This is a genomic window from Bradyrhizobium sp. 6(2017) (genome assembly GCF_011058295.2).
Taxonomy (GTDB): domain Bacteria; phylum Pseudomonadota; class Alphaproteobacteria; order Rhizobiales; family Xanthobacteraceae; genus Bradyrhizobium; species Bradyrhizobium septentrionale.
Map to the genome: position 1 here is coordinate 5,770,260 of NZ_CP049289.2, position 23,694 is coordinate 5,793,953.

The 23,694-nt window shown below is 65.0% G+C and carries 26 protein-coding genes and 1 tRNA gene; 7 read left to right on the forward strand and 20 right to left on the reverse strand.

Annotated elements, in window-relative coordinates; translation table 11 throughout:
- Positions 1-68: 68 nt before the first annotated feature.
- Positions 69-845, reverse strand: a complete 777-nt coding sequence (locus G6P99_RS27110) for a helix-turn-helix transcriptional regulator (protein ID WP_029083280.1) — start codon at positions 843-845, stop codon at positions 69-71.
- Between the two features lie 128 nt (positions 846-973).
- On the opposite strand from G6P99_RS27110, the gene G6P99_RS27115 reads away from it, so the two are divergent.
- Positions 974-2,056 (forward strand): zinc-binding dehydrogenase, encoded by a 1,083-nt coding sequence (locus G6P99_RS27115; RefSeq protein WP_029083279.1) that lies wholly within the window; start codon positions 974-976, stop codon positions 2,054-2,056.
- A gap of 63 nt (positions 2,057-2,119) precedes the next feature.
- Here the strand turns inward: G6P99_RS27115 and G6P99_RS27120 are convergent, their stop codons facing one another.
- Both G6P99_RS27120 and G6P99_RS27125 read right to left on the reverse strand, forming a co-directional pair.
- Positions 2,120-3,229: an AraC family transcriptional regulator gene (locus G6P99_RS27120; protein ID WP_035977590.1), complete on the reverse strand. Its 1,110-nt coding sequence runs from the start codon at positions 3,227-3,229 to the stop codon at positions 2,120-2,122.
- Positions 3,230-3,252: 23 nt separating this feature from the next.
- Entirely contained in the window at positions 3,253-4,176 is a 924-nt protein-coding gene (locus G6P99_RS27125; RefSeq protein ID WP_029083278.1) for a division plane positioning ATPase MipZ, read from the reverse strand.
- A 279-nt stretch (positions 4,177-4,455) separates the two neighbouring features.
- Between G6P99_RS27125 and panC the strand changes: the two genes are divergently transcribed.
- Together panC and G6P99_RS27135 are read left to right on the forward strand one after the other, a co-directional pair.
- On the forward strand, positions 4,456-5,307 hold the full coding sequence (gene panC, locus G6P99_RS27130; RefSeq protein WP_029083277.1) for a pantoate--beta-alanine ligase: 852 nt from the start codon (positions 4,456-4,458) through the stop codon (positions 5,305-5,307).
- Between the two features lie 68 nt (positions 5,308-5,375).
- A complete protein-coding gene (locus G6P99_RS27135; protein ID WP_084518593.1) occupies positions 5,376-6,128 on the forward strand; it encodes a hypothetical protein in 753 nt (250 codons plus the stop codon).
- Positions 6,129-6,171: 43 nt separating this feature from the next.
- Here G6P99_RS27135 and G6P99_RS27140 read toward each other — a convergent pair whose 3' ends face one another.
- From G6P99_RS27140 to G6P99_RS27160, 5 genes are all read right to left on the reverse strand, one after another.
- A complete protein-coding gene (locus G6P99_RS27140; protein WP_024581318.1) occupies positions 6,172-6,612 on the reverse strand; it encodes a DUF1489 family protein in 441 nt (146 codons plus the stop codon).
- A 131-nt stretch (positions 6,613-6,743) separates the two neighbouring features.
- A complete protein-coding gene (locus tag G6P99_RS27145) occupies positions 6,744-7,694 on the reverse strand; it encodes a hypothetical protein (protein ID WP_029083275.1) in 951 nt (316 codons plus the stop codon).
- Positions 7,695-7,847: 153 nt separating this feature from the next.
- Entirely contained in the window at positions 7,848-8,051 is a 204-nt protein-coding gene (locus G6P99_RS27150) for a hypothetical protein (protein WP_018272021.1), read from the reverse strand.
- Positions 8,052-8,267: 216 nt separating this feature from the next.
- On the reverse strand, positions 8,268-8,636 hold the full coding sequence (locus tag G6P99_RS27155; protein ID WP_029083274.1) for a YidB family protein: 369 nt from the start codon (positions 8,634-8,636) through the stop codon (positions 8,268-8,270).
- A 117-nt stretch (positions 8,637-8,753) separates the two neighbouring features.
- Positions 8,754-9,410, reverse strand: a complete 657-nt coding sequence (locus G6P99_RS27160; RefSeq protein ID WP_029083273.1) for a glutathione S-transferase family protein — start codon at positions 9,408-9,410, stop codon at positions 8,754-8,756.
- A 136-nt stretch (positions 9,411-9,546) separates the two neighbouring features.
- Between G6P99_RS27160 and G6P99_RS27165 the strand changes: the two genes are divergently transcribed.
- Positions 9,547-10,224: a DUF599 domain-containing protein gene (locus tag G6P99_RS27165; protein ID WP_029083272.1), complete on the forward strand. Its 678-nt coding sequence runs from the start codon at positions 9,547-9,549 to the stop codon at positions 10,222-10,224.
- 14 nt (positions 10,225-10,238) lie between these two features.
- Here G6P99_RS27165 and G6P99_RS27170 read toward each other — a convergent pair whose 3' ends face one another.
- The 9 genes from G6P99_RS27170 to mgtE form a co-directional block, all read right to left on the reverse strand.
- A complete protein-coding gene (locus G6P99_RS27170; protein ID WP_165124005.1) occupies positions 10,239-11,132 on the reverse strand; it encodes a hypothetical protein in 894 nt (297 codons plus the stop codon).
- Positions 11,133-11,266: 134 nt separating this feature from the next.
- Positions 11,267-11,446, reverse strand: coding sequence for a hypothetical protein (locus tag G6P99_RS27175; protein WP_029083270.1), 180 nt, complete (start codon positions 11,444-11,446; stop codon positions 11,267-11,269).
- A gap of 189 nt (positions 11,447-11,635) precedes the next feature.
- Complete coding sequence (locus G6P99_RS27180) at positions 11,636-12,421, reverse strand: aldo/keto reductase (RefSeq protein WP_029083269.1); 786 nt, start codon at positions 12,419-12,421, stop codon at positions 11,636-11,638.
- A 70-nt stretch (positions 12,422-12,491) separates the two neighbouring features.
- Positions 12,492-13,823 carry a cytochrome-c peroxidase gene (locus G6P99_RS27185; protein ID WP_029083268.1) on the reverse strand — a complete coding sequence of 444 codons (1,332 nt, stop codon included), beginning with the start codon at positions 13,821-13,823 and terminating at the stop codon, positions 12,492-12,494.
- A gap of 117 nt (positions 13,824-13,940) precedes the next feature.
- Positions 13,941-15,635, reverse strand: coding sequence for a phospholipase C (locus G6P99_RS27190; protein ID WP_029083267.1), 1,695 nt, complete (start codon positions 15,633-15,635; stop codon positions 13,941-13,943).
- Positions 15,636-16,312: 677 nt separating this feature from the next.
- Positions 16,313-16,519, reverse strand: a complete 207-nt coding sequence (locus tag G6P99_RS27195; protein ID WP_029083265.1) for a hypothetical protein — start codon at positions 16,517-16,519, stop codon at positions 16,313-16,315.
- Between the two features lie 132 nt (positions 16,520-16,651).
- Positions 16,652-16,900, reverse strand: coding sequence for an alpha/beta fold hydrolase (locus G6P99_RS27200; protein WP_156928790.1), 249 nt, complete (start codon positions 16,898-16,900; stop codon positions 16,652-16,654).
- A 775-nt stretch (positions 16,901-17,675) separates the two neighbouring features.
- The gene (locus G6P99_RS27205) at positions 17,676-18,011 is read right to left on the reverse strand and encodes a helix-turn-helix domain-containing protein (protein WP_029083263.1); all 336 of its coding nucleotides are present in this window, start codon (positions 18,009-18,011) and stop codon (positions 17,676-17,678) included.
- Between the two features lie 93 nt (positions 18,012-18,104).
- Entirely contained in the window at positions 18,105-19,526 is a 1,422-nt protein-coding gene (gene mgtE / locus G6P99_RS27210) for a magnesium transporter (protein WP_029083262.1), read from the reverse strand.
- Positions 19,527-19,625: 99 nt separating this feature from the next.
- Here mgtE and G6P99_RS27215 point away from each other — a divergent pair, with 99 nt between their 5' ends.
- Entirely contained in the window at positions 19,626-20,441 is an 816-nt protein-coding gene (locus G6P99_RS27215) for a polysaccharide deacetylase family protein (RefSeq protein ID WP_246709629.1), read from the forward strand.
- A 95-nt stretch (positions 20,442-20,536) separates the two neighbouring features.
- Positions 20,537-21,910 carry a polysaccharide deacetylase family protein gene (locus G6P99_RS27220; protein ID WP_029083260.1) on the forward strand — a complete coding sequence of 458 codons (1,374 nt, stop codon included), beginning with the start codon at positions 20,537-20,539 and terminating at the stop codon, positions 21,908-21,910.
- A 4-nt stretch (positions 21,911-21,914) separates the two neighbouring features.
- On the opposite strand, the gene G6P99_RS27225 is transcribed toward G6P99_RS27220, so the two are convergent.
- The 3 genes from G6P99_RS27225 to G6P99_RS27235 form a co-directional block, all read right to left on the reverse strand.
- Positions 21,915-22,289 carry a hypothetical protein gene (locus G6P99_RS27225; protein ID WP_029083259.1) on the reverse strand — a complete coding sequence of 125 codons (375 nt, stop codon included), beginning with the start codon at positions 22,287-22,289 and terminating at the stop codon, positions 21,915-21,917.
- Between the two features lie 186 nt (positions 22,290-22,475).
- Positions 22,476-22,560, reverse strand: a tRNA-Leu gene (locus G6P99_RS27230).
- 92 nt (positions 22,561-22,652) lie between these two features.
- A complete protein-coding gene (locus G6P99_RS27235; protein ID WP_165124007.1) occupies positions 22,653-22,898 on the reverse strand; it encodes a FliM/FliN family flagellar motor switch protein in 246 nt (81 codons plus the stop codon).
- Between the two features lie 60 nt (positions 22,899-22,958).
- Between G6P99_RS27235 and lipB the strand changes: the two genes are divergently transcribed.
- Positions 22,959-23,690, forward strand: a complete 732-nt coding sequence (lipB, locus tag G6P99_RS27240) for a lipoyl(octanoyl) transferase LipB (RefSeq protein WP_029083258.1) — start codon at positions 22,959-22,961, stop codon at positions 23,688-23,690.
- The last annotated feature ends 4 nt before the right edge of the window (positions 23,691-23,694 follow it).

Here is a 23,694-nt window from a genome sequence, read left to right on the forward strand (position 1 = left end):
AGATTTCGGCTGCTTTGTTCCGGCTTTTTGGCCACTCTGTGGCAAAAATCACCGGAAAACCACGGATTTCAACCGATTTCGGTGTAAATGACCAGTTTCAGGCCGGGATCGTCATTGGCCTGGAAACTGGCGTATTCGAAACGCAGCCGGCCGCGCCTGGGGTGGCTGAGCGTCTTCCGGCCGGCGACGCTGCTGCCGACATCGTGGGTTCCCCACCACGCATCGAATTCCGGGCAGCCCCCGCGCAGCCGCGTCAGCAGGTCGAGGAAGGCCGGATCTCCGGCCCAGAGGTCGTGCGTCCGGCGGAATTGGGCCACCATCCGCCGCGCCTCCTCGCCCCAGCCGGCAGCAAACAGCCGGCGGGTCTCGGGATTGGTCAGCATGCAGATCAGGGTGTTGCGCTCGCCTTCAGGCAGGCGGCCGAAGGCAAAGACGTCCTCGGCGGCCGCATTCCACGCCAGCACGTCCCATCGCCGTCCCGTGACATAGGCCGGCTGGTTGAGGCTCTCGACCGTGCGGCGGATCGCAGGCGGCACGATCTCGGCCACGAACGGCCGGCGATCGCCGTCCTTGGCGAGCGCCCGCAGATGCGCGTGCTCGGCCTTGCTCAGCCGCAGCGCCCGCGCCAGCGCGTCGATCGTGGTGGCCGACGGGCTCACCGAGCGTCCCTGCTCGAGGCGGATGTACCAGTCGACCCCGATGCCGGCGAGTTCAGCCACTTCCTCGCGGCGCAGGCCGGGCGTTCGGCGCCGCCGGCCGACCGGCACGCCGGCGAGCTTGGGCGTCAGCTTCGCTCGCCGCGATCGCAGGAAATCACCAAGCTCGCTTTGCCGTGCGGTGGCCATCCCGGGCTCCCTCTGCGTGGGTCTGATTATCCTAGGATAATACCAGGTCTTCTTCGCTGCAACGGACCGCACGATCATGCCGATCTCAGCCCAAGCGCGAGGCAAGTGCGAGACAAGGAAGAGATCAAATGAAAGCAGCAATCTTGAAGTCGTTCGGTTCGCAGCTCGCGATCGAGGAGATTCCCGCGCCGGTCATCGGCACCGGCGAAGTCGTCGTCGACGTGAACGCGACCCGCGTGCTGTCCTATGCCGACGAGGTGTTCAGCGGCGCACGCAACTACCTGCTCGAGCTGCCGGCCGTTCCCGGGCCCGGCGCGATCGGCCGGGTGCGCGCCGTCGGGCCGGACGCGACGCATCTCGTCGCGGGCGATTGGGTCTATTGCGATCCCACCTTCCGCTCGCGCGACGACTCTATCTCGCCCGACATCACGCTGCAGGGCTGGAGCGCGCGCGGCGAAGGCGGGCTGCGCCTGCAACGCCACTTCCGCCACGGCTCGTTCGCCGAGCAGACGCTGGTGCCGACCGAGAACGTCAAGCGGATCGGCAGCATCGATGCGGCCGACGCGCCGTCATGGTGCGCGCTCGGCACCTGCCTCGTACCCTATGGCGGCTTGCTGGCGGCGCGGCTGCAGCCGGGAGAGACGGTGCTGGTGAGCGGCGCCACCGGCAATTTCGGCAGCGCCGGCGTCGCCGTTGCGCTCGCGATGGGCGCCGCCTGCATCGTTGCGCCAGGCCGTAACGAGAAGGTGCTGGCCGATCTGGTCCGGCGGTTCGGACCGCGCGTGCGCCCGGTCAAGCTCAGCGGCAACGAAGACGACGATCGCCAACGCATGCGGAAGGCTGCACCGGGGCCGATCGACTGCGTGCTGGATTTGATGCCGCCGTCGGTCTCGACGACCACCGTCCGCGCCGCGATCATGACGGTGCGCCCTTACGGACGGGTCGTGCTGATGGGTGGTGTCGGCATGCAGGGCGGACCCGGGCTCGACCTGCCCTATCCCTGGATCATGCGCGAATGCATCAGCATTCACGGTGTCTGGATGTATCCGCCGGAGGCCACCTTCGGGCTCGTCAACCTCGTCCGCGCGGGCCTGTTGCAACTCGATCAGTTCGAGGTGACGACCTTCGATCTCGATCACGTCAACGACGCTGTGGCACATGCGGCCGCCAATGGCGGGCCGTTCCGGATGACGGTGCTGGAGCCGAACTGAAACGCGTCAGGAATAAGAATCGAGCCACAAGCGCATCAATGCGTCACTCGGCTGGCCGATACCTCAGTCCGGCTGGCCGATTCCTCGGACGTCATCCGGTTCGAGCGGGTCGGACGCGTGCTTTGCCAGCGCGAGCCGTCTGAATTCAGTCGGTGTCACGTCGGTGGCCGCCTTGAAGGCCCGATTGAACGGGCCGACCGACTGGAATCCGGCATCCATGGCGATGGTCAGCACAGGCACTTGCTTTTGCCCGGGGTCGGCCAGGGCCGCCTTGGCTTCATCGATCCGGTAGCCATTGAGGAAGGCATTGAAGTTGCGGTGCCCGAGCCCTTCATTGATCAACTGCCGCAGCCGGTATTCCTGAACGCCGAGCTCTGCGGCCAGCGCGCCGATGGTCAGTCCTTCACGCCGATAGGCGCATTCCACGGTCATCAGCCGCTGCAACCGGCGCAGCAATTCGGCGTCGACCGCGGACGGCTTATCCTCTCCAGGTGCCACAGCACTGGTCTCGCCCGGAACCCTGTCCGTGGTAGGCAGAAACGCGGATGCCTGCTGCATTCTGGCCGCCTGAAACAGGCTCCATCCACTGAGGCTCAGCAGCACCCAGAGCCCAACCGCGTTGGCGATGCTCCAAACGGAGGAGCCGAACGCGGGCCAAAGGCCGTGAAAAAAACCCGCGAGGCTATAGGTCACCGCGCCGACCAGGACGACGGCGCGCAACCGCCGTCGTCCCGCCACCAGGTCCAGGCGCCACGTCGGGAGTATCTGCGCCGCAGCCAAGAGAGCGAGGCCGAGATAGACCAACGACAGCGGTTGATCGAGGTCACCTCTGAGCACGGTTCTTGCGGGCCAGACGTCAAACAGTTGCGCGCCGGGAATGGCGACCAGCAAGGCACCATGCCAGGGCCGCAGCACGAAATCGTCATCGAAGGTCGCGCGCGCCCAGAGCCAGAGCAGGACCGCCCCGCTGCTGGACAGAGCGGCCAGGATCAGGCTCCAATATGGCCATGGCCGCGGAAATCCCGGCGCTGAGGAAATCGCTGATGCCGCGACGGCGACCAGCAGGGCGGCGCTCAGGCGCGCCGGCGTGTCCCTGCGGTCGCGCAGCAACACGCCGGCGATCAGCAACGACAATCCGACGGCCGCGCCCCGACAACCCAGATCGATCGCCATCAACGCGCTGCTGCTCACGATCGCTAGCTGCCGATGATGTCGTGGACTTCCAGCGGCTTGTCGACCTGGCTGAACCATTCCGCCCGGTTGGCGGCCCGGCGGCGGCCGCGCTCGTCGAGCGGCAGCTTGAGCTGGCGTAATAGGCCCATCACCTCCTCGCGCGCGGTGACGTGCCCGAGATTCGGGCGGGTGCCGAGCGTCGCCTCGTCGATGTCGTCGAGCGCCGTCAGCCCGCGCGGGAAGAATTCTCGATAGACCACCCGCTCGGCAAAGCCGTCGACCGAACGGAACCCGAGTTGCAGCGACAGCTGCTTCAGGCCGTCGGCGACCAGCTGCTTGTTGCGCGAGCCGAGCATCGACAGGCGGTTGCGCACCACGATCCAGTCGGTCGAGGCGCCGTCGAGCTGGCGCCGTTTGCGTCTGGTGTCGCGCACCATCTCGGCATAGTGGCTCTCGCCGGTGACCGCGTAGGTCGCGGCATCGACGGTGCCCAGGACGTCGAAATCGAGGAAGCTGTCGTTGATCGGCGTCACCAGCGTATCGGCCATCGAATGCGCGAGCCGCATCAGGTAGCTGTCCGAGCCCGGCGTATCGATGACGATGAAATCATGGGCGCGTTCCACGGCGCTCACCGCCGCCATGAACTGCAGGAATTCGGCGTTCTCGTTCTCCTCGATCTGCATCGTCTCGCCGTACTTGATGCAGTGGTGCGCCGGGAGCTCGAGATCGAGCCCGGAGCGCCGCGCCCAGGCCTGGCGATTATTGATGTAGCGGGTGAAACTTTGCTGGCGGCAATCAAGATCGATGCTGGCGACGCGCTGTCCGGCCTTCAAGAGCGCGACCGCGATATGCAGGGCGGTGGTCGACTTGCCCGAACCACCCTTCTCGTTGCCCAGCACGATGACATGTGCGGAGCCGGACTGACCCTGACTAGCCTGCACCAACATGATTCAAACCCCGGCAATGATCTTCAAATCGCGCACGGCTGCGGTCAAGTGAAATGCATCACCGCGAGAGGAAATCAGTTGCAGCCGTCCTTAATGATGAATCGATCAGGCAAGATGGCTGCGTCGATCGGCGGCATGACTGCGTGATCCACGCGCGTCCGGGATCGGGTAAGGCTGGTCGCGACACGGCGGTTTGCCGATAGCGGTGCGGACTTGGTAAGCTGCGCCACCCGCCGAACCGCAAACATCCCACCCCGATCGCCCACGAGTTGAGACCAGATGCCGAGAAATCCCACCGTCGTCCGTACCGTCCCTGCCCTTCGTCGCGCCGTCGACGCCTTCCGCGCCAAGAAGGCGGCCGTCGCGTTGGTCCCAACCATGGGAGCCCTCCATGACGGCCATGTGTCGCTGGTACGGCTTGCCAAGCGCCGCGCCAAGCGGGTCGTCGTCTCGATCTTCGTCAACCCGACCCAGTTCGCGCCGACGGAAGATTTCGGCTCCTATCCGCGCACCTGGAAGGAAGACGTCGCCAAGCTCGCCGCCGAAGGCGTCGACCTGATCTGGCATCCGGAGGTGAAGGCGATGTATCCGGACGGCTTCGCCACCCGGATCGTGCCGGAGGGTCCGGCCACCGCCGGACTCGAGGATCGCTTCCGGCCGCATTTCTTCGGCGGCGTGGCCACCGTGGTCGGCAAGCTGTTCACCCAGGTCCGGCCGGACGTTGCGATCTTCGGCGAGAAGGATTTCCAGCAGCTCCGGGTCGTCACCCAGATGGCTGTTGACCTCGACCTCGGCGTCAAGGTGATCGGGTCCAAAACGGTGCGCGAACGCGATGGCCTCGCGATGTCCTCACGCAACGTCTACCTCTCGGCGGAGGAACGGCGCACCGCCCCCGAGCTGCATCGGGTGATGAAAGAAACGGCAGGCCGCCTGCGTGCCGGCGAGGACACCGCAACCGCGATGGCCGCCGGCGCCGCGCTGATCACCAAGGCGGGCTTCGTGCTCGATTATCTCGAGGTTCGTCACGCCGCCTCGCTGGCGCCGATCGGTTCGCTGAAGGAAGGCCCGATGCGGATGCTGGTGGCGGCACGGCTCGGCAGCACGCGCCTGATCGACAACATCGCGGTGTAGCCATGCTGGGTTGAGCTTGCTCCCCTGCCGCGACGCAGGGATGATCGCGCCTTTCAGGGGCGGTCGGAATGAACAATCTTTACAGGCTAGGCATTCTTCTCGGTATCGCGCTGCTGACCACCGGCCTGGCGCAGGCTCAGACCCGGCCGCCAGTCGGCGGGGTCAATTCGTCGCCCGGCGCGATGATCTTCTATGTCGCGCATGGCGCACTCGATTCGTGCGGCCCCGGCTGCTCGGACTGGATCGCCGCCGAGGGCGTCGTGCAATGGGACACCTACAAGCGGCTGCTGGCGATCCTCGACCGCCAGGCCGGGCACAAGCTCCCTGTCGTGATCAATATCAAACAGGGGTCCGACCTCACCGTCGCTGCCAGCCTCGGCCGGATCCTGCGCGGTCGCGGCATCGACGCCGCGGTCGCGGCGACCGAGGTCGAGGCCTGCAACGGGAAATCCGACGCGGACTGTTTTGCACTGAAACGCCCTGGCGGCCCGCTGGATGCGAAGGAAAAGCTCTCCGATGTCCCCTGCGAGCTTGCCTGTGTATTGGTGCTTGCAGGCGGCGTGCATCGCAGCCTGCCGCCCGGCAATCGCGTCGTCCTGACCGCCAGAATGGCGATCACCAACCGGCTCGCGCCCAACGTCTCGGACGAGCACCGCGAAAGCCTGACCTCGATCTTCACCGATCAGTTCCGGCGCTATCTCGGCGAGATGGGGATCGATCACGAACTGCTCGACGTCACCGTCAACAGAGCGGGTGGCCGCTATGTCGAAATCCCGGCATCCGAATGGGGCCGGCTGCATCTCGTGACGCAGTCGCAGTGATCCTCGGCAGCCGCCGTCCGATTGCTTACAGCAATCCGATTGTTCAGAGCAATCCGAGGTCGCGCAGCTCGCGGCGCATCGGCTCGGGCATCGATGCCACGCTGGCCGCGCTCGATTTGGTGAGATCTGCCGGCGCAGAGTCCGCGGTCAGATAACGCCAGCCCTGGAACGGCCGCATCGGCCGCGGCGAAACCGCGATCACCTTGGGCTGCATCACCAGCCGGCAGCGTCCGATGCCGTCCTTGTCGCGGAACGGCTCGATGGCGATGATCTTCTCGCGCGCGGCGATCTCGCCGCGGATCACCCAATAGAGCGAGCCGCCGGCAAGGAGCTCCTCCTCGCGCTTCGGCGTCATCCGCGTGATGTGGACGTGACGGAGCGGCAGGCCCTTTTTCTTCGCGGTCGCCATCCGTTCGGCGACCCAGCCCTTGAGTTCCTTGACGGAGTCGCAACCGACGGCGAGCTTGATGAGATGAAGCGGCATGTGCCGGATGTAGCGGCCGGCGCGCGCTTTGAAAAGGGAGCGCTATCCGCGGCGGTGGATATCGGGACTTACTGCGCGAAACAGTGCAATGGCGACGGCTGAGGCCGCCGTCATCGCGCTCATCGTCACGCTTATTCCTGGCCCTCGGCCGCCGCCGGCGCACTCGCAGCGGCGGGTGCCGGCGCGGGCGCGGCGGCAGCCGGCGCGATCTGGACCGGGCGCTTCGCCGCCGGTGGCCGCTTCGGAGCGGCAGGCGGCGCGGCGGCAGCACGGGCGGCCGGCGGCGGAGCCGCGGCACCCGGCTTCGCCGACGGTTCAGGCGTCATGATGCTGACCGGCGGCGTCGACGCCGCGCTCGGGAACTCGGCGTTGGTTGGCCTGCCCGTGGGAATCGACTGCGGCAGCGCCGCGACCAGACCGGCGGCCGACGGCTGGCCAGCGGGCGCGTTCCACGACGAGGCGTAGCGCGTGACCAGGTTCTCGTAGGTGCGCTCGTTCATGTTGGCGATGATCTGATGATTATCGCCGAGCGAGCGGAACGCGGGGCACGCGGTCGGTGTGCAGTGGTCGCGCGCCATCAGCGCGTAGGCGACCAGGCCGTAACGGTCATGCTCGATGGCGCGGCGCAGTGCCTGCAGCTCGGTGGTCGAGTTGCGCTCCGCCGCGGCGAGGTCGCCGAGCGCGGTCAGGCGCGAGACCTGGGCCGCCGCATAGCTGACTGCCGCCGCCGCGGTATCCGATGCGCCGAACAGCACCTTCTCGCAGGCATTGAGAACGGCATCTCCGGCGAGGTCGTCGACGCAGGCCAGCGCCGGCACCGTCTGGCCGGTCAATTGCGCGGTGCGTGTCTCGGCCGGCGACGCCGTTCCGCCCTGCCCGAAGCCGCGGATCGTCGCGGCGACCGCAACCGCGATCGACAGCAGCGTGATGACGGTCAGCGCGCCGTTGGCGACGGATTTTTCCGCGCGCAGCAGCGTGACCAGAACGACCACCCCAAAGAACCCGGCGGCGGCCAAGGTCAGCCACATCGGGAAGGTCGGCGAGCGCCACACCTGATCCAGCGAAGTCCAAGCCCAGTTCATGCGCGATGTCCCTCAACGCAGCGTAAGCACAATCGGCGATGGCCAACGCCGCCACCCCGGCACTCGACCTTCAGCAGAATGTGTCTGCGAACAGGGCCTTTTGACGGCGACGGCGCGGAACCCGCTCCAGCCACCGGCTTGCGCACAACTCCGTCAGGACAGCGCGAGCTGACTCTCCTTGGCCACCCGTTCGAACGCTTCGGTCGAGCTCTTGATTCGATACTGGCAGTCGTCACCATCGGTCGGCAGCAGGCGGATCACCTGGTAGGTGCCGCTCGCGGCGGGGCGCGCCACATTGCTGGCCGTGAAATAGACGGTCTCGCCAATCGAGTACTTATGCTTCAACGCCCTCTCCATTTTCTTAGAGATTGCTGGCTGAGCTGACAGTCCCGATAGCTCTGGCCGGCATTTTGAACCCTGCGGCAACCTAGCACAGGGCAGGGCTCAAAATCCAGCAACATTGGGGCATGGCGAAGGTGCGGTTTTTGCAGGTTTTTCAGGGCGATAGGCAGCAATTTATGTGCCAGCCAGAAATTGCCCGCAGACCCGGCCGAAACCGGGTTCCACCGTCCCTCAGGCGGTATGCGGCAGCTTGCCGTTGGGGCTCGCGCTGTCGACCGCCGTCGGCAGTTGCTGGGCCAGCACCTTGGACAGTTCGTCGACCGGAATGTTGAACTTGGCGGCAAGCTGCCTGACGGTGTCGCTGCCGAGCACCTCCTGAAGCTGTTCGGCCGTGATCGGCAGGTTCTGGCCGGTGCCGATCCAGGATTTAACCTGCTCACCAAGCCCGGCTTGCTGGAGCTTGGCGACGATCGCCGACAATCCGCCCTGCCCGCCATTGCCCATCACCTCGCCGAGCACGACTGGGATCACCGTTGCCCCGAGCTGGCCAAGCATGCCCTTCAGCTCCGGCGAGTTCTCCAGGGAATCCAGAATGCCCATGGTCTAAGTCCTTTCACGACTTGCAAAACCGGTCGTTCGGATTCGACGCCTTCGGCCCCGCGGCGTCAAGCCGCGATCTTTGCCGCCGCTGTCACATTTCGGAAGCGCAAGACGCAGTCAGGCGTCCTCGAATCGATCGATCCGCAGCGTCTCGGCAAGGCCGTCTCGCGTCCATTCCTGGAACGCCGGCAGCGACATCATCGCGTCGACATAATGCTGCGCCTCGACCTTCACCGGGATTGCATAGGTGCGGAAGCGATGCACTACGGGGGCGTACATCGCGTCCGCCCCGGAGAAGGCCCCGAACAGGAACGGGCCCTCTTTGCCGTAGCGCGCATGGCACTCGGCCCAGATCTCCTGGATCCGCGCCACATTGGCGCGCGCATCGTCCGACAGCGCGACAGCGCGGATCGGCCGGTGCAGGTTCATGCCGCACTCGCTGCGCAGCGGCACAAAGCCCGAATGCATTTCGGCCGAGATCGCACGGGCATGCGCGCGCGCGGCGCGATCCGATGGCCACAGCTTCGACTCGGGAAATCTTTCGGCGAGATATTCGATGATCGCCAGCGAATCCCACACCGCGACGTCGCCGTCGATCAGCGTCGGCACCTTGCCGGCCTTGCTGAAGCTCAGGATGCGGTCCTTGTCGGCCTTGTTGTCGGTGTAGAGCGGAATGAAGACTTCCTCGAACGGGATGGCGTTGGCGCGCAGCGCCAGCCAGGGCCGCATCGACCATGACGAATAGTTCTTGTTGCCGATGACGAGCTTGAGCATGTCCGGAGAATCCTGTTGCCACCGCATTTTGCCATAGTGCATTGCACGCGTTCAACCTGTACATGACGCGGAACGCCGCGCGGCGCGGCAGCCGCGCATTGACGGAGGCAGCCGCGCGTTCACGAAGGAAGGCACCATGACCGGCTATTGGGCCGACATCCTGGCCGTCAGCTTCTTCGCGCTGGAATGGCTGGTCTACGCCATCACACTGGAGCACAGCGCCTATGGGCGCGACAGCCTGTCGGCGCGGATGCATGTCTATCGCGAGATCTGGGTGCGCAATCTGCTCAACCGCGAGGCGCGGATGGTCGATATGCAGATCATGGCCAGCTTGCAGAACGGCACCGCGTTCTTTGCCTCCACCAGCCTGATCGCGATCGGCGGCGGGCTGGCGCTGCTGCGCGCCACCAACGACGCGCTCGCGGTGCTCGGTGCATTGCCGGTCAACCTCTCGCCCTCGCCCGCGCTGTGGGAGATCAAGTGCATCGGGCTGATCCTGATCTTCATCTACACGTTCTTCAAATTTGCCTGGGCCTATCGCCTGTTCAACTATGTCGCGATCCTGTTCGGCGCGATGCCGCCGGCCGGCCAGCGCGACACGCCGGAGGCCGAGGCCCACGTGGTCCGCACCACGCGGCTGTTCGAGACGGCGGGCCGGCACTTCAACCGCGGCCAGCGCGCGTTCTTCTTCGCGCTCGCCTATCTCGGCTGGTTCGTCAGCCCCTGGGTGCTGTTCGTCACCACCGCCGCCGTCGTGATCGTGATCTGGCGCCGGCAGTTCGCCTCGAATGCCTGGCAGGCGATGGGAAGCTGACGCTCGTCCCTGCCCTACGACGCGAAGTCGTGCGGCGTGAAGTCGAGGTCGAGCACCTTCCATTCGCCGTAGCGATCCCTGGGCAGCATCGCGTAGGGCTGGCAGGCCTCCAGCGCATCGGTCGCGCTCTTCAGCAACAGCGGCCCCTTGGCCGACGCGCTGGCCTCGATCAGCAAGGGCGATGAGGCGAGCTTGCCGTCGGGCTTCATGAACACCCTGAGCTTGACCCTGACGTCGTCGGCACTGCTCAGCGTCGGCGGCAGCTTCATGCAGCTCTTCAGATGACGGCGGAATTCGGCTGCTACGCTGGAGCCGACGTCGGCCTTCTCGGTCGCCGCCGCGTCGAAATTGTCCTTGCCGGGTCCGGGGCCGGCCGGCGCGTCGGCGGGGGCCTGCACGGAGATATCGGGCGGCAGCCCGAGCATGACGTTGTATTTGACCGAGAGATCAGGTTCGGGCTGCACATAGGCGGGTGATGCCTGCGGAGCCGGTTGCTGCGGCATCGGTGGAGGCGTCGGCGGCGCGGGCGGCACGGCCGCCGCCGTCTGCTGCGGCGACGGGCTGGGCTTGGGCGCCGGTGGCGTCGGCTGCTTCTGCGCGGGCTGCGGCGCGTTCTGTTGCGGCTGAGGTGCAGGCGTCTGCGCGGAGGGCTCCGGCTTGGCGGTGTCGATCGGCTTGTCGAGCGACGGCAATTGCAATTCGGGCGTCGGCGACGGGCTCGGCACCGGTTCGGGCTCGGTCTTGATCTCGGACTTGGCCGCCTCCTGCGGCGTCACGATCTCGACCGGCACCGTGTCAGCGGCGACGGGATCGAACTGATGGACCTCCGAATAAAGGAAAATCAGCGCGAGCAGCATCAGGTGTACGAACACCGACGCCATCAGATCCGCGTTTGGCCGAAACTTCATCCCACTCGATCACGTCGTGATGCTCCCCTGCCCGGCACCATAGCGGGCAATCAGGACCGGCCTCAATCCCATTCTGGTTCGGGCGGCGGATTCCGGCGGGGAGCCACCGCCCATCATCAGCGCGCAGCAACGTCTCAGTAGCACGCGCGGTTGCGTGTCCTGCAGGGCCGGTTGTTGGCTTGCCCGGTCGTTTGCCCGGCCTTCTTGGCACCGGCCTTCGGCGGGTTCTGCTGGGCGACCGCATCAGTCACTAAAAGCGGCGCCGTTACAGCACCCGCGAACAGAATACTCAAGAGAACGACTATGATTTTCATCGAAACCTCCCTTGAAAATGTCGGCCGGGAAAATCGGGCAAAAGAGATCGGCCGCAGCAAGGCGAACGGAAAAGGATTTCGAAGTCAAGGTATTTTGGAACCAGAGATTGCAAGCAGGGCCGAAGACCAGTCAGGCGATGCAGCGGGTCACCCGGTGGCCGGGCAACGCGCCCATGCGCAATGCGCCGACTATCGCGCGTTGCCGCTGCCGATTGCCGAAATCTCGCGCATGTCTTCATCCGACAATTCGAAATCGAAGATGCCGATGTTTTCCTGGAGCCGCTCGAGCTTCGAGGTGCGCGGGATCGCGGACACATTCTGTTGCAGCAACCAGCGCAGGCAGACCTGGGCGGCGGTCTTGCGATAGCGGTCGCCGATCCGCCCCAGCGCACGGTCGCCCTTGACCCGCCCCTTCGCGATCGGGCTGTAGGCGACGAAGCCCATGCCATGGCGCGCGCAGGCTGAGATCACATCGGTCTGGTCGAGATAGGGATGGTACTCGGACTGGTCGCAGGCGAGCGGCTCGGGGCACGCCGCCACGGCCTCCTCGATCAGCGCCACGCTGAAGTTCGACACGCCGATATGCCGCGCCAGTCCCGCCTGCTTGACCCGCGCCAGCGCGCCGAGCGTCTCGGCCAGCGGCACATGCGGATTGGGCCAGTGCAGCAGCAGCAGGTCGACCTCGGTCAGGCGCAGCCGCGCCAGGCTCTCCCTGGCGGAGCGTTCGAGATCCTTTGCCATGAAATGCGTGGTCCAGACCTTGGTGGTCACGAACACATCGTCGCGCTTGACGCCGGAGGCGCGCAGTCCCTCGCCCACCTCGCGCTCATTGTCATAGATCTGGGCGGTGTCGATGTGGCGATAACCGAGCCGCAGCGCCTGCTCGACGATGCGCGCGCAGACCCGCCCGCGCAATTCCCACGTGCCGAGCCCGATCGCGGGGATGCTGGCGCCGTTGCCTTCGACGACTTTCATCCGCCCATTATGCGCGCGTGACGACAGCCTGCCAACTCACGTATCGGTTCCGCAGGCGGTCGCGGCGGGCTTACCGCTCCACCTGATAGCCGTCGGTCAGCGTCTTCAGGAAGGCGATGACGTCGGCTTCCTCCTGCGCCGTCATCGCAGGCGTGTCGCCCAAATGGCGCTCGAACGGCGGATCGCTGACGTCGACATTGCCATGGTATTTCCCCGGCAGGTCGTCGTATTTGCGTACTGTTCCGTCGGCTGCACGGGGATACACCTTCTCCGGATTGGTATCGCGGAAATTATAGAAATCGAGCACCTGCTCGAGGCTGCTAAAGACACCGTTGTGGAAGAAGGCGCGGCGCGTTGCGGTGTTGCGCAAGGTCGGCGTCAGAAACATCCCGCAATATTGCGTCTGCTCAGCGACGTCGGTGCGCTGCGGACCGCAGACCCCGAGATCGAAATAATTGGCATCGGCGTTGCCTGCGAGCGCGGCATTGCGCGGCGCGCCGAGCGCCTCGTACTGATGGTCGGTGAACAGCGGCGGCAGGCCGTCACGGGTCGGCGCCGAGGTATGGCAGCCGGCGCAATTGGCCTTTTCCGGATCGTTGAACAATTGCAGGCCGCGCAGCTCGGTCTCGCTCAGCCGCGCCTTGCCCTCCAGCCAGTAGTCGAACTTGCTGGTGTAGGGATGGAAGCTCACCTCCTCCACCTGATAGCGCGCCACCGCGAACATCGCCTCCGCGACCAGGAGCCGCCTGTTGTCGAAGATGCCGGCGCCGAACAACTCGACGAAGCGCTTGGCGTAGGGCTCGCCGCGCAACTTGTCGGCCACGATGTCGAGGCTGCCGCCATCCATCTCATTGGGGTCGAGCAGCGGCATGATCGCCTGATCCTGCAGCGTGTCGGCGCGGCCGTCCCAGAACAGGCCGCCCTGCGGCACGATGTTCGCCGCCGACGCGGCGGTCGCGGTCGCGGTCTTCTTCGCGCGCGCGGCTTGCTGGCCGATTGCTGCCATCTGCGCGAGGTCGACGACGTTGTCGTCTTCGTCCTTCTCGGGGCCGATGCTGAAATTCGGGTGACGTTCGAGATAGGTCAGCGACGGAACGGCGCGCGCGCCCTGCCGCTGCAGCGTGCGGCCGCCGAGCATCACCGGTCCGTCATTGGGCGGCCCGTAGGCGTGGTCGGGGCTGTGGCAGGAGGCGCAGGACAACGCGCCCGACGACGACAGCGACGCGTCGTAGAAGATCTCGCGGCCGAGCTGCGCCATGGAAGAAAGCGGCGCGACGGGCGGCCGCCTGAGCTGCACCGGGTTCGGATTTGTCCCCGGGAGTCCTTGGGTCTCGACTGCCGCAACGGCGCCGGCCATGGAGAGCAGGCCAGCGCCGAGAAGCCAAAGAGTGCGGCCGTTCATACCAGGTCCAGTGTCGTTAGGGCGCTTTCGCGCAAACTGGGGACCAGTTCGCGCGAGTAAAACGCATCAAGACCGTAAGCAGAGCTTCGGTTCTGACTGGATCAGAACCGAAGAGCTTTAGTGATGATGGTGATCATCCGGCGGGCTGACGATGACCGTGCCGGCCGTCGGATCGAGGAACAGCGCGTCCTGCCGGTACTCGTGGTCCTGGCCGTGGCCGCGATCGAAGTCAAACATGTCAGCGATCGATTCGACGCTGTCGTCGAATGCGCCGCCGCCAAGACGCTGGCCGTGCAGCCAGTTGTCTTCGATGAAGCGAACCACGGAGGCCTGCGAGATGCGGGTGTGGCTGACGAAGTTCCTCTTGGCGAAGGGCGAGATCACCAGGAACGGAACGCGCGTGCCCGGCCCGCAGCGGCCGTTCACCGGCTTGCCGTCGAGGCCCTTCGGCTGCGTCTGCTTGCCGATACCGCGGCCGCACTGGCCGGGACCGTTGATTTGATCGGCGGTCGGATCATACGAGGCGCTGGTCGGCGCAACGTACTGGTGGTCGTACCAGCCGTCGGAGTCGTCATAGGTGATGATGACCGCGGTCTCGCCCCACTCCTTCTGCTTCTGCAGGAAGTTGATCAGCTCGACATTGCCGGCCTGCTCGTCGAGCGGATCGGAGTTGCCGGGATGACCGTCCTGATAGGCCGGCATCTTGATGTAGGAGACGGCCGGGAAGTTGCCGGCTTTCACCGAGGCGTAGAAGTCGTCGAGATCGTAGGCGTGATTGGCCGGATCGACAGTCTTGCTGCCAGGAACGTAGGTGTGGCCGACGGCGTTCACCGAGCTCGGCCGCGCATGGGTCGGGTTGGCGGTCGACTTGTAGTACTGGAACCAGGCGTGATGCGGGATGTAGTCCACGATGGTGCCGTTGACGTTGCTCGAGAAGGTGCTGCGGCCGCAGTTGGTGGTGCCGTTGGTGTTCTTGAGCGTCAGGTCGAAGCCGCCCATGAAGCTGCCCCAGCTGATCTGCTCGGCATTGAGCAGGTCGCCGATGTTCTTGCTGGTCATCAAGACCTGGCTGGTCGTGCTCGAGCAGGAGTCGTAGGCAGGATCGGTATCACCGATCAGCGTCAGGCCGCCCTGGCCATCGGCGATCGACGATGACGTGCCGACGATGTTCTGCGCACCGTTGGTCTGGCCGGAAACCACCTCGAGCGCGCCGGGCGTCGACGGACCAAAGGTGTCGGTCCAGTGATTGTCGCTCATCGCGAAGTTCTGGGCGTAATTCCAGAACGCGGTGACGGTGTTGCCGTCGAAATAACCCATCACCTGCCCGTTGGTGCCGAAGGCGCCGACGCCGCCGGCAGTGCCGCGCCCGGTGAATTCCGGAAACAGATCTTCCTTGCCGTTGTCGACCGCCTGCTGCTCGGGCGTGTAGGAGTGGTTCTGCGAGCGCGTGTTGGCCTGGGTGCGGTCGAGACGGAACGGATTGGTCGCGCCGGTGCCGTTGGCCGGATTGAGGTTCGGGTTGTTGGTCAACAGATTGGCGTTGGCGAGATTGTTCACCTTCGGCGTATGCGGCTTCGCAACGAAGGGAATCGAGCCCGACGGATTCGTCGCCTTCGGGTAGGTCGCGAAGTAATGATCGAACGAGCGGTTCTCGTTGAAGATGACCACGAGATGCTTGATCGGCGTGGCGGTGTGAATGTCGTGCGGATGACGATGATCGCGGTCGTGATCATCCTGCGCGGCGGGAGCGCTGCTCGCGATCGCCGCGGCGACCACACAGAATCCGACCGTTGAAAGGAATTTCGCCTTCACTTCTTGCCCCATTTTTTAAGGATTTATGACGTCAACGTGCGACACATTAGCCAGCGCGCGTAACAGCTCTGTGTCGGTTTTGCGATTGCCGCATCATCGCGACATAATCGTCGCGCGTTCGATTCACGCGGCGGTTGCAGCGCGCGCGAACGGATATTGAATCGATGTCATTGAAGCGATGCCGGCAAGCGCGTCGGCGTTATGCGCAGCCCAACCCTACTATCTTGCTCTCAGTGCCGCATCCGCTACCCGTATGGCTTCCGCCTGGTCATCCGACGCAATAATCGCTTCATAGATGGCCTCGTGAAGCTGTCTGGAGTCGGGAGAGAGGGCAAATGCCAGTGCTGCCGCCGCACGCGCTTTGCGAAATACGAGTAAAGCCTGTGACGACGTGGCGTCAGATTCCCCGCTGAGCTTGAAGTATTGCTCGTCAAACCGCGCGGTTAAGGAGTCGAGCCTCTGCCGCACACCGGGCTGGGCGCTTCCGCCATGACGAAGAAGGACCCGGCCAAACCCGGTGATATCGAATCAAGACGCAGGAGATTCTCCATCACGGAACCTTCAATGGTGTTACGGGAGTTTCTCCAACTCCCTCAATGAGCAATGCGCAGGAGACGTAAATCGGACGTGTGGCGCCAGCCACGCAAAAACACGCTCATCAGATCAATTCATTTTAACTACTTGATATCGTCATATCCGTAGAATTTTGGATTTGACAGAATTTGATTGACCAGCGACTCCGCCTGACTCTCCAGGTCAAGGTGGGTCAGAATCTCGATCATTTTCGATTGATCAACTGCACGGACTGCCTTGTCCCATTCTGCCAACCGGCCAGAAACGACGATCCGTTCGTTCAATGTCATGCCAGCGTAAGGTGATTGCACATTCTGGCTCCGTGAACGCAACTCGTGGCGCGCATGTAAGCGGAAGATCGTCCACTGCCCAACCGTGTCACGAGACTTGCTGCGCCTCACGGGGAATAACATCGGAGCTGCCGAACTGATAGCCCTACTCTTTCATCCCGTGATCGAAGCACTCACGCTCGGGGATTGCGCTGCGGCCCACGGCCGCTTTCGACCTGCGAGAGGATCGCCGACGATCCGGTTGTATTCGTCGGGCTCCTCGATGTTGATGGCGTGGCCGCTATTCGGCATCACCGCGAGCGCGGCCGACGGGATGCTCTGCTTCATCAGGATGCCCGGCAGCAGGCACGGCCAATCCGCGTCGCCGGTGATGATCAGCGTCGGCACATTGATGCGCTTCATCTCGTCGACCAACGTGTAGAGCGACGGACGCTCCTTCCACCCCGGGTGCGGTCCCGCCGAATTGCCAATTACTGAGTTGCCTGATGTCAAGCCCCGGAGAAGGCGTCTTCAGTTTTTCCGAATTTGCTCTTGACGCGGACCCCAACTCACCGGTCTAATGCCGCCGTCTCACCCGATGAGGGGCGCTCGCGATCGTCACGAACGTTGCGGTGAGATGCGGTGGACGCCGATTGCGCAACTGACGAGGACGCAAGAGGCGGACGGCGAAGTCGTGCAGGCCTGACGCCCTAGCGGCAGTGTCCTCTCGTAAAGCGCGCAAGCGTTTTTGCGAGGGCGGTGACAAGCAAGCCCGGTCTCGCCGGGGCGAGCACGTATAAGCCGTAAGCCATCGCGCAGGGAAAGCCGGAGTTCCCGGTTACACCTGTGGTCCTACCTCCGGTGCTTTTTGTTGCACCGGACCCATGGGTGCGATCGGCACCCGGCTTTCCCTGCGCCCTCTGTGTGAGATGAGGGCGGAACGAAGAGCAAAGCTCGGACAGAACATGTCGCGAGAACGCGAATGTGTGAATCACAACTCGCGCAACACACTCAATGTCGTCCCGGCGCAGGCCGGGATCCATAACCACAAAAGTCTATTGTTGAGCGTCGCTGGAACGACGAGTCCCGTTCACTACAATTGCTGCGGCGTATGGGTCCCGGCCTTCGCCGGGACGACACTGAAATTGTGGCGCATATGCGCAATCAATTGGTTGAGGACGGAGCCCGCCGTATCAGTTCAAGCCGCCGTCGGCTCGCTCGACAGCGCCGCGAACACCGTTTCCGGCGAATGGGCGATCACGGCGAGCAGCGCGCGGGCGGGGCCGCGCGGGGCGCGCTTGCCCTGCTCCCAGTTGCGGATGGTTTCGACGGGCACGCCGAGCTTGGCGGCGAATTCGAGCTGGGTCAGTTGCGCGCGGCGGCGCAGATCACGCACGACCAAGGCGCGCACCGCCGGTTGCGAGGTTGCGGGCGACATGGTCGGCACCGCCGGGTGTGCGGGCACGAGCGGGACTTCCTGTCCGTCGCGCAGTTCGACGATCCGTCCGTCCGCCTTGAGCCGCAAGCGCTGCATGATGGCCCCCGTGATGGCCCCTTGGAGATGGAAGCATCATCCGCGAACCCCGTTAAGGCGCGATTAACGATAAACCAGCCGGCTGGCGCTGGCCTATTTCAGCCCGAACCACAGCGTGGCGATGCCGAGGAACGAGAAGAAGCCGACCACGTCGGTGACGGTCGTGACGAAGGTGCCGGAGGCAACCGCGGGGTCGGCCCGCACCCGATCCAGCACGATCGGAATCAGGATGCCGCCGAGCGCGCCGGCGACCAGGTTGCAGATGATCGCAAGCCCGATCACAAGGCCAAGACCGGGGATCTTGAACCAGGCCACCGCGGCGATGCCGGTGATCACGGCAAAGGCGATGCCGTTGACGAGACCGACCATAGTCTCGCGCAAGACGACACGCATCGCGTTCGCCGATCCGAGCTCGCGCGTGGCAAGCGCGCGCACCGCGACCGTCATGGTCTGGGTCGCGGCATTGCCGCCCTGGCTCGCCACGATCGGCGCCAGCACCGCGAGCGCCACCATCTTCTCGAGCTGGCCCTCGAACAGGCCGAGCACCGACGAGGCCAGGAACGCAGTGGCGAGATTGACCAGCAGCCAGTTGAAGCGGCCGCGCGCGATGGTCCAGACCGTGTCGGACAGCTCTTCGGGATGGGTGACGCCGCCCAGCGCCTTGAGGTCCTCGTCGGCCTCCTCCTCGATCACGTCGACGACGTCGTCGATGGTGATGACGCCGACCAGCCGGTCGACGGTATCGACCACGGGAGCTGCGACCAGATTGTACTTGCCGAACATCCGCGCGACCTCTTCCTGGTCCTCCAGCGCGGAGACGCGGCGACGGTCCTCGTCGATCAGGTCCTTGACCGGGACCGGGCGACGGGTGCGCAGCAGCACGTCGAGCGGCACGGCGCCGAGCAAGTGCTTGTCGGCGTCGACGACATAGATCTCGTAGAAGCGGTCCGGCAGATCGGGCGTGTCGCGCATGTAGTCGATCGCCTGCCCGACATTCCAGTCCGGCGGCACCGCGATGAACTCGGTCTGCATCCGCCGGCCGGCGGAATTCTCCGGGTACAGCAGGCTGCGCTCGATGTCCTCGCGCTCGGCCGCCGGCAGCTTCTCCAGGATCTCTTCCTGGTCCTCCTCGTCGAGGCTTTCCAGGAGCTCGACGGCGTCGTCGGATTCGAGTTCGCGGACGCCCTCCGCCACCGTCTCCGGCTCGAGCTCCTCGAGGATCTCCTCGCGGACCGTCTCGTCGACCTCGTTGAGCGCCGAGAAGTCGAAATCCGTGCCGGTGATCTCGACCAGGGTGACGCGGTCGTCCGGCTCCAGCGCCGCGATCAGGTCGCCGAGATCGGCCTCGTGCAGTTCCGCGACCACCTCGCACAGCAGCGGCCGGTCCGCGGCGTGAATGGCCCGGGTGACCTCCGCGACGAATTCAGGGCGCAGCTCGCCCTCCTCGTCCCGCATCGGCATCCGGGCCAGCGGGTCGGTCTCGGCGGGTTCGGCAACGTCGAAATTCTCGGCCATGCCGTGTTTCGCCGGTTTGACAGGAGGGGAAAAACTGCTCTGATGAGTGCGGAACGGATTACCTAATCGGCGGTGCCCAGTGCAATGAGAAATATTGCAATGAGAAATATGTCGAGCGGCCAACGGTCAATCCTGAACGTCGTCGCGGCGCTGATCGCCCTCGCGCCGGCTGCGCTGATCGCCTCCGCGCAGGCCGCCGAGTGCCAGCGCAACGACGCGCTCGGCACCTCGCGTGTGCTCGAGGTCGATCCTGCGACCTATCCGCGCGTCGGGCTGAAGAGCTTTCCGCAGACCCTGCCGCTGCGCGACGGCGAGATCGTGCTGACCTTCGACGACGGCCCGACGCCGGGCACCACCGACAAGGTGCTGGCGGCGCTGGCGAGCGAATGCGTGCGTGCCACCTTCTTCATGGTCGGCCGCAACGCGGCTGATCATCCCGATATGGTCCGCAAGGTCGCGCGCCTCGGCCACACCATCGGCTATCACACCTGGGACCATCCGCATCTCAACAAGCTCCCGTTGGACCAGGCCGAGGCGAACATCAATCGGGGGATAGAAGCGGTCGGCAAGGCCCTGCGCGGAACCGAGAGCACGACCCCAAGCACGCCGTTCTTCCGGTTCCCGTACTTCGAGTCGACGCCCACCCTGCTGAATCACCTGGAAAAGCGCGGTATCGCGGTGTTCGGAGCCGATTTCTGGGCCAGCGACTGGGTCAAGATGTCGCCCGAGGAGGAACTCAAGCTGCTTACCGGGCGGCTCGAAGGCCACCGCAAGGGCATTATCCTGCTGCATGACGCGCAAATGCGAACAGCCGAGATGCTGCCGGCCTTTTTAAGGTATCTGCGTGAGCATAATTATCACGTCGTCCACATCGTCCCGGCGGCGATGAAGACCGTGTCCGACCGGTCACATTGAACCCGGAACCAGAACTGGATTACAGACCGTTAAGGCGGCGTTCATGGCGCCATACCTAAGGATTCGTCAGTGCGTTTGGAATGCGGCCGAATTTGATGATTGCGAACGTCCTGGTGACTATCCGGAAGCGGTCGCGGACCGTGATCGGCGCGGCGCTGCTCGGCTGCTGCTTCATGGCGCCGCAGGCCGTTCGCGCTGCGGATTGCCCGGGTAACCCCAACGCACTCGGCACCTCGCGAACCCTCGTCGTCGATCCCATGGAGCATCCGCGGATCGGCACCATGCAGTATCCGGAGACACTGCCGCTCGCCGATCACGAGGTGGTGCTGACCTTCGACGACGGCCCGCTGCCGAAATACAGCAACCAGGTGCTGGCGATCCTCGCCAGCCAGTGCGTCAAGGCGACCTTCTTCACCATCGGCTCTCAGGCCCGGTTCAATCCGGAGGGCGTGCGCAAGCTGATCGCGGCCGGACATACCGTCGGCACGCACAGCCAGAACCATCCTCTGACGATGAACAAGATGCCGCTCGAAAAGGTGAAGCAGGAGGTCGACGACGGCATCGCCTCGACCCTGGCCGCGCTCAACGGCGACAAGAGCAAGCTCGCGCCATTCTTCCGGATTCCCGGCCTGATGCGCGCCGAGATCCCGGAAGCCTACCTGGCCTCGCAGGGCATCCAGGTGTGGAGCGCCGACTTCCCGGCTGACGACTGGCGCCACGTCTCGCCGCAGCGGGTCTATGATCTTGCGATCCAGCGCATCGAGGCCAAGCACAAGGGCATCCTGCTGCTGCACGATATCCAGCCGCGCACGGTGGCAGCGCTGCCGCGAATCCTCAACACGCTGAAGGAGCGCGGCTACCGCATCGTTCATGTGGTCCCTGCAACGGCGGACCGCCCGGCGACACCGACCGAGCCGCAGCAATGGTTCATGCATCCGCCGACCGAGACGGTGGCGATCACGCGCTGGCCGAAAATTCCGAACTTCGTGTTCACGGCGACCCGGACGCTGCCTGCACCTGTCTTTGCAGACATGGACTGGCGCGACGCCGACATCCTCGATCACGCGCAGCGCAGCCGAATAGCGGGGCCTGTCCGCACGCTGTGGCCGCAGCCGCAGCTCGCGCAGCTGGCGGCGGTCTCGACATTGCCGATTCCCTCGTCCGACGTGTTTCGTGTTCCCGAAGCGCTGGACCTGACCCTGCTCGCGACGCGATCGGCGGCCAGTCGCCGGATCGCGCAACGTCCGACAATTGCCCCGGGCGCCGTCGGACCGCGCGCGCAGGCGATCTCCGCGCGCCAGGCCAGGCATCCGAAGCAGGCCGCGCATCAACCTCCCGCTGCGGCTCACGGCAGAGCCCACGCCGCGCCCGGACACGCCGCGCCGCCGGCTGCGAGCAATGCCTCGGTCCGCCTCGCCAAACGCAACCCACGCGCCGAAGCGTCGGCCGGCAAGCGCGTGGCCGACTGAGGAACTAACTGGCGACGATCTTGGCGACGCAGAGCAGGATCACCAGCGCCAGGAAGAAGATGTCGATATAGGATTTGATCTCGCCGGCATGCCTGAGCTCGGTGACACCGGCGACGATCTGCCGGCGCGAGGCGGTCGCATTGGGCCCCTCGCCGGCCGCCGCTGCCAGCCGCCGCGTCTCGCCTTCGAGGCGCTCGATGCGCTGGAAGAAGGTGAACGAGCGCAGGCCCGAGAATGCATGCATCGCCGCATAGACCAGAATCAGGATCGCGACCGTCGCGCGCTGCTCGTACTTGTCGAGCAAGTTCAGCGTGAAATAGACCAGCCCCAGGAACACGAAATTGGAGAGGACACGGTAGGCGTAGCTAGCAAAGATCATCAGGCGCTCCGGGTGGGGCAGGCTTTACGGCCGCGCACCCGCGAAACTACCCGCGCGGTGTTACAGGATCCCGTCGGCCGGCACCTCCGCATCACCGGCCGGCTCCCGATCCGGACGCCACGCCGGCATCGCCGGCGTGCAGTCCCTCATCGAAAAATCCAGCGATTTCAAGGATCAGCTGAGGTGTGGTGCGCTCGGAGGGACTCGAACCCCCACGGTGTTACCCACTGCCACCTCAAGGCAGCGCGTCTACCAATTCCGCCACGAGCGCTAAGGATGTCGGATGGAACCCTAAGGCGCCGCCGCATCGACGGGGCGATGTAACAAATCATGCATGCAGGGACAAGGCGCTAAATGCGAGAATTAACTGCGAACTCCGGGAGATTTCGGCAGCATTTGCTTGACCTCGACCGCAATCCTGTTGCGGTCGACCAGCACCACGCCGCTGGCCACCGGCAGGTTGTTGGCGAGGATCTTGACCTCGTCGGCCTCGGTGGCATCCAGTTCGATGATGGCGCCGCGGGACAGCCGCATGACCTGATGAATCCGCATGGTGGTCGTGCCGAGGACCACCATGAGATCTACGCTGACTTTATCGAGGGTGGGCACTTATGAACCGCCGAACCGGAACTAAATTGTGCATTCACCTGACCACGTTAGGGTTAGCTAATGGTTAACGACCGCCAAAGCCTCGATTTGACGACCTTTGCGCGCCCTTCGGGCGGCGGCGCGGTCGAATGGCGGATTTCGGACGGCCCGGTGCCCTACCCCGATTCCCTCGCGACGATGGACGCAAGGGTGGCGGCGATCGCGGCCGGCGAGGCAGCCGAGCTGGTGTGGCTGCTCGAGCACCCGCCGCTCTACACCTCCGGTACCAGCGGCAAGGCCGATGACCTGCTCGCTCCGCGCTTTCCGACCTTCCAGAGCGGCCGCGGCGGCCAGGTCACCTATCACGGCCCGGGCCAGCGCGTTGCCTATGTGATGCTCGACCTCAAGCGGCGCCGGCCGGACGTGCGCGCCTATGTCGCCTCGCTGGAGGAATGGATCATCCGCACGCTCGCCGCCTTCAACGTCCGCGGCGAGCGCCGCGAAGACCGCGTCGGGGTCTGGGTACGGCGCCCGGACAAGGGACCGGGCTTTGAGGACAAGATCGCCGCGATCGGCGTCCGGCTGCGCCGCTGGGTCTCATTCCACGGCATCGCGATCAATGTCGAGCCGGAGCTCTCGCACTTCCAGGCGATCGTGCCCTGCGGCGTGGTCGACCCACGTTACGGCGTCACCTCGCTGGTCGATCTCGGGCTGCCGGTCACGATGGCCGATGTCGACATCGCGCTCCGGCACACCTTTTCCGAGGTGTTCGGCGACAGCGCGGCGCGCCTGCCGGAAGCGACGGCGCTGTGACCTG

Bases quoted from the DNA above. Each gene is read 5' to 3' on its own strand.
- G6P99_RS27160 (WP_029083273.1), bottom strand. From the start codon at position 9,410: ATGCTCAAGCTCGTCATCGGCAACAAGAACTATTCGTCATGGTCGATG.
- G6P99_RS27225 (WP_029083259.1), bottom strand. From the start codon at position 22,289: ATGATCTTTGCTAGCTACGCCTACCGTGTCCTCTCCAATTTCGTGTTC.
- G6P99_RS27165 (WP_029083272.1), top strand. From the start codon at position 9,547: ATGACCGGCTATTGGGCCGACATCCTGGCCGTCAGCTTCTTCGCGCTG.
- G6P99_RS27220 (WP_029083260.1), top strand. From the start codon at position 20,537: ATGATTGCGAACGTCCTGGTGACTATCCGGAAGCGGTCGCGGACCGTG.
- mgtE (WP_029083262.1), bottom strand. From the start codon at position 19,526: ATGGCCGAGAATTTCGACGTTGCCGAACCCGCCGAGACCGACCCGCTG.
- G6P99_RS27150 (WP_018272021.1), bottom strand. From the start codon at position 8,051: ATGGAGAGGGCGTTGAAGCATAAGTACTCGATTGGCGAGACCGTCTAT.
- G6P99_RS27135 (WP_084518593.1), top strand. From the start codon at position 5,376: ATGAACAATCTTTACAGGCTAGGCATTCTTCTCGGTATCGCGCTGCTG.
- G6P99_RS27155 (WP_029083274.1), bottom strand. From the start codon at position 8,636: ATGGGCATTCTGGATTCCCTGGAGAACTCGCCGGAGCTGAAGGGCATG.
- lipB (WP_029083258.1), top strand. From the start codon at position 22,959: ATGGTTAACGACCGCCAAAGCCTCGATTTGACGACCTTTGCGCGCCCT.
- G6P99_RS27110 (WP_029083280.1), bottom strand. From the start codon at position 845: ATGGCCACCGCACGGCAAAGCGAGCTTGGTGATTTCCTGCGATCGCGG.
- G6P99_RS27215 (WP_246709629.1), top strand. From the start codon at position 19,626: ATGAGAAATATGTCGAGCGGCCAACGGTCAATCCTGAACGTCGTCGCG.
- G6P99_RS27200 (WP_156928790.1), bottom strand. From the start codon at position 16,900: ATGAAGCGCATCAATGTGCCGACGCTGATCATCACCGGCGACGCGGAT.
- G6P99_RS27115 (WP_029083279.1), top strand. From the start codon at position 974: ATGAAAGCAGCAATCTTGAAGTCGTTCGGTTCGCAGCTCGCGATCGAG.
- G6P99_RS27170 (WP_165124005.1), bottom strand. From the start codon at position 11,132: ATGAAGTTTCGGCCAAACGCGGATCTGATGGCGTCGGTGTTCGTACAC.
- G6P99_RS27140 (WP_024581318.1), bottom strand. From the start codon at position 6,612: ATGCCGCTTCATCTCATCAAGCTCGCCGTCGGTTGCGACTCCGTCAAG.
- G6P99_RS27120 (WP_035977590.1), bottom strand. From the start codon at position 3,229: ATGGCGATCGATCTGGGTTGTCGGGGCGCGGCCGTCGGATTGTCGTTG.
- G6P99_RS27205 (WP_029083263.1), bottom strand. From the start codon at position 18,011: ATGCAGCGCTTGCGGCTCAAGGCGGACGGACGGATCGTCGAACTGCGC.
- G6P99_RS27175 (WP_029083270.1), bottom strand. From the start codon at position 11,446: ATGAAAATCATAGTCGTTCTCTTGAGTATTCTGTTCGCGGGTGCTGTA.
- G6P99_RS27125 (WP_029083278.1), bottom strand. From the start codon at position 4,176: ATGTTGGTGCAGGCTAGTCAGGGTCAGTCCGGCTCCGCACATGTCATC.
- G6P99_RS27145 (WP_029083275.1), bottom strand. From the start codon at position 7,694: ATGAACTGGGCTTGGACTTCGCTGGATCAGGTGTGGCGCTCGCCGACC.
- panC (WP_029083277.1), top strand. From the start codon at position 4,456: ATGCCGAGAAATCCCACCGTCGTCCGTACCGTCCCTGCCCTTCGTCGC.
- G6P99_RS27185 (WP_029083268.1), bottom strand. From the start codon at position 13,823: ATGAACGGCCGCACTCTTTGGCTTCTCGGCGCTGGCCTGCTCTCCATG.
- G6P99_RS27180 (WP_029083269.1), bottom strand. From the start codon at position 12,421: ATGAAAGTCGTCGAAGGCAACGGCGCCAGCATCCCCGCGATCGGGCTC.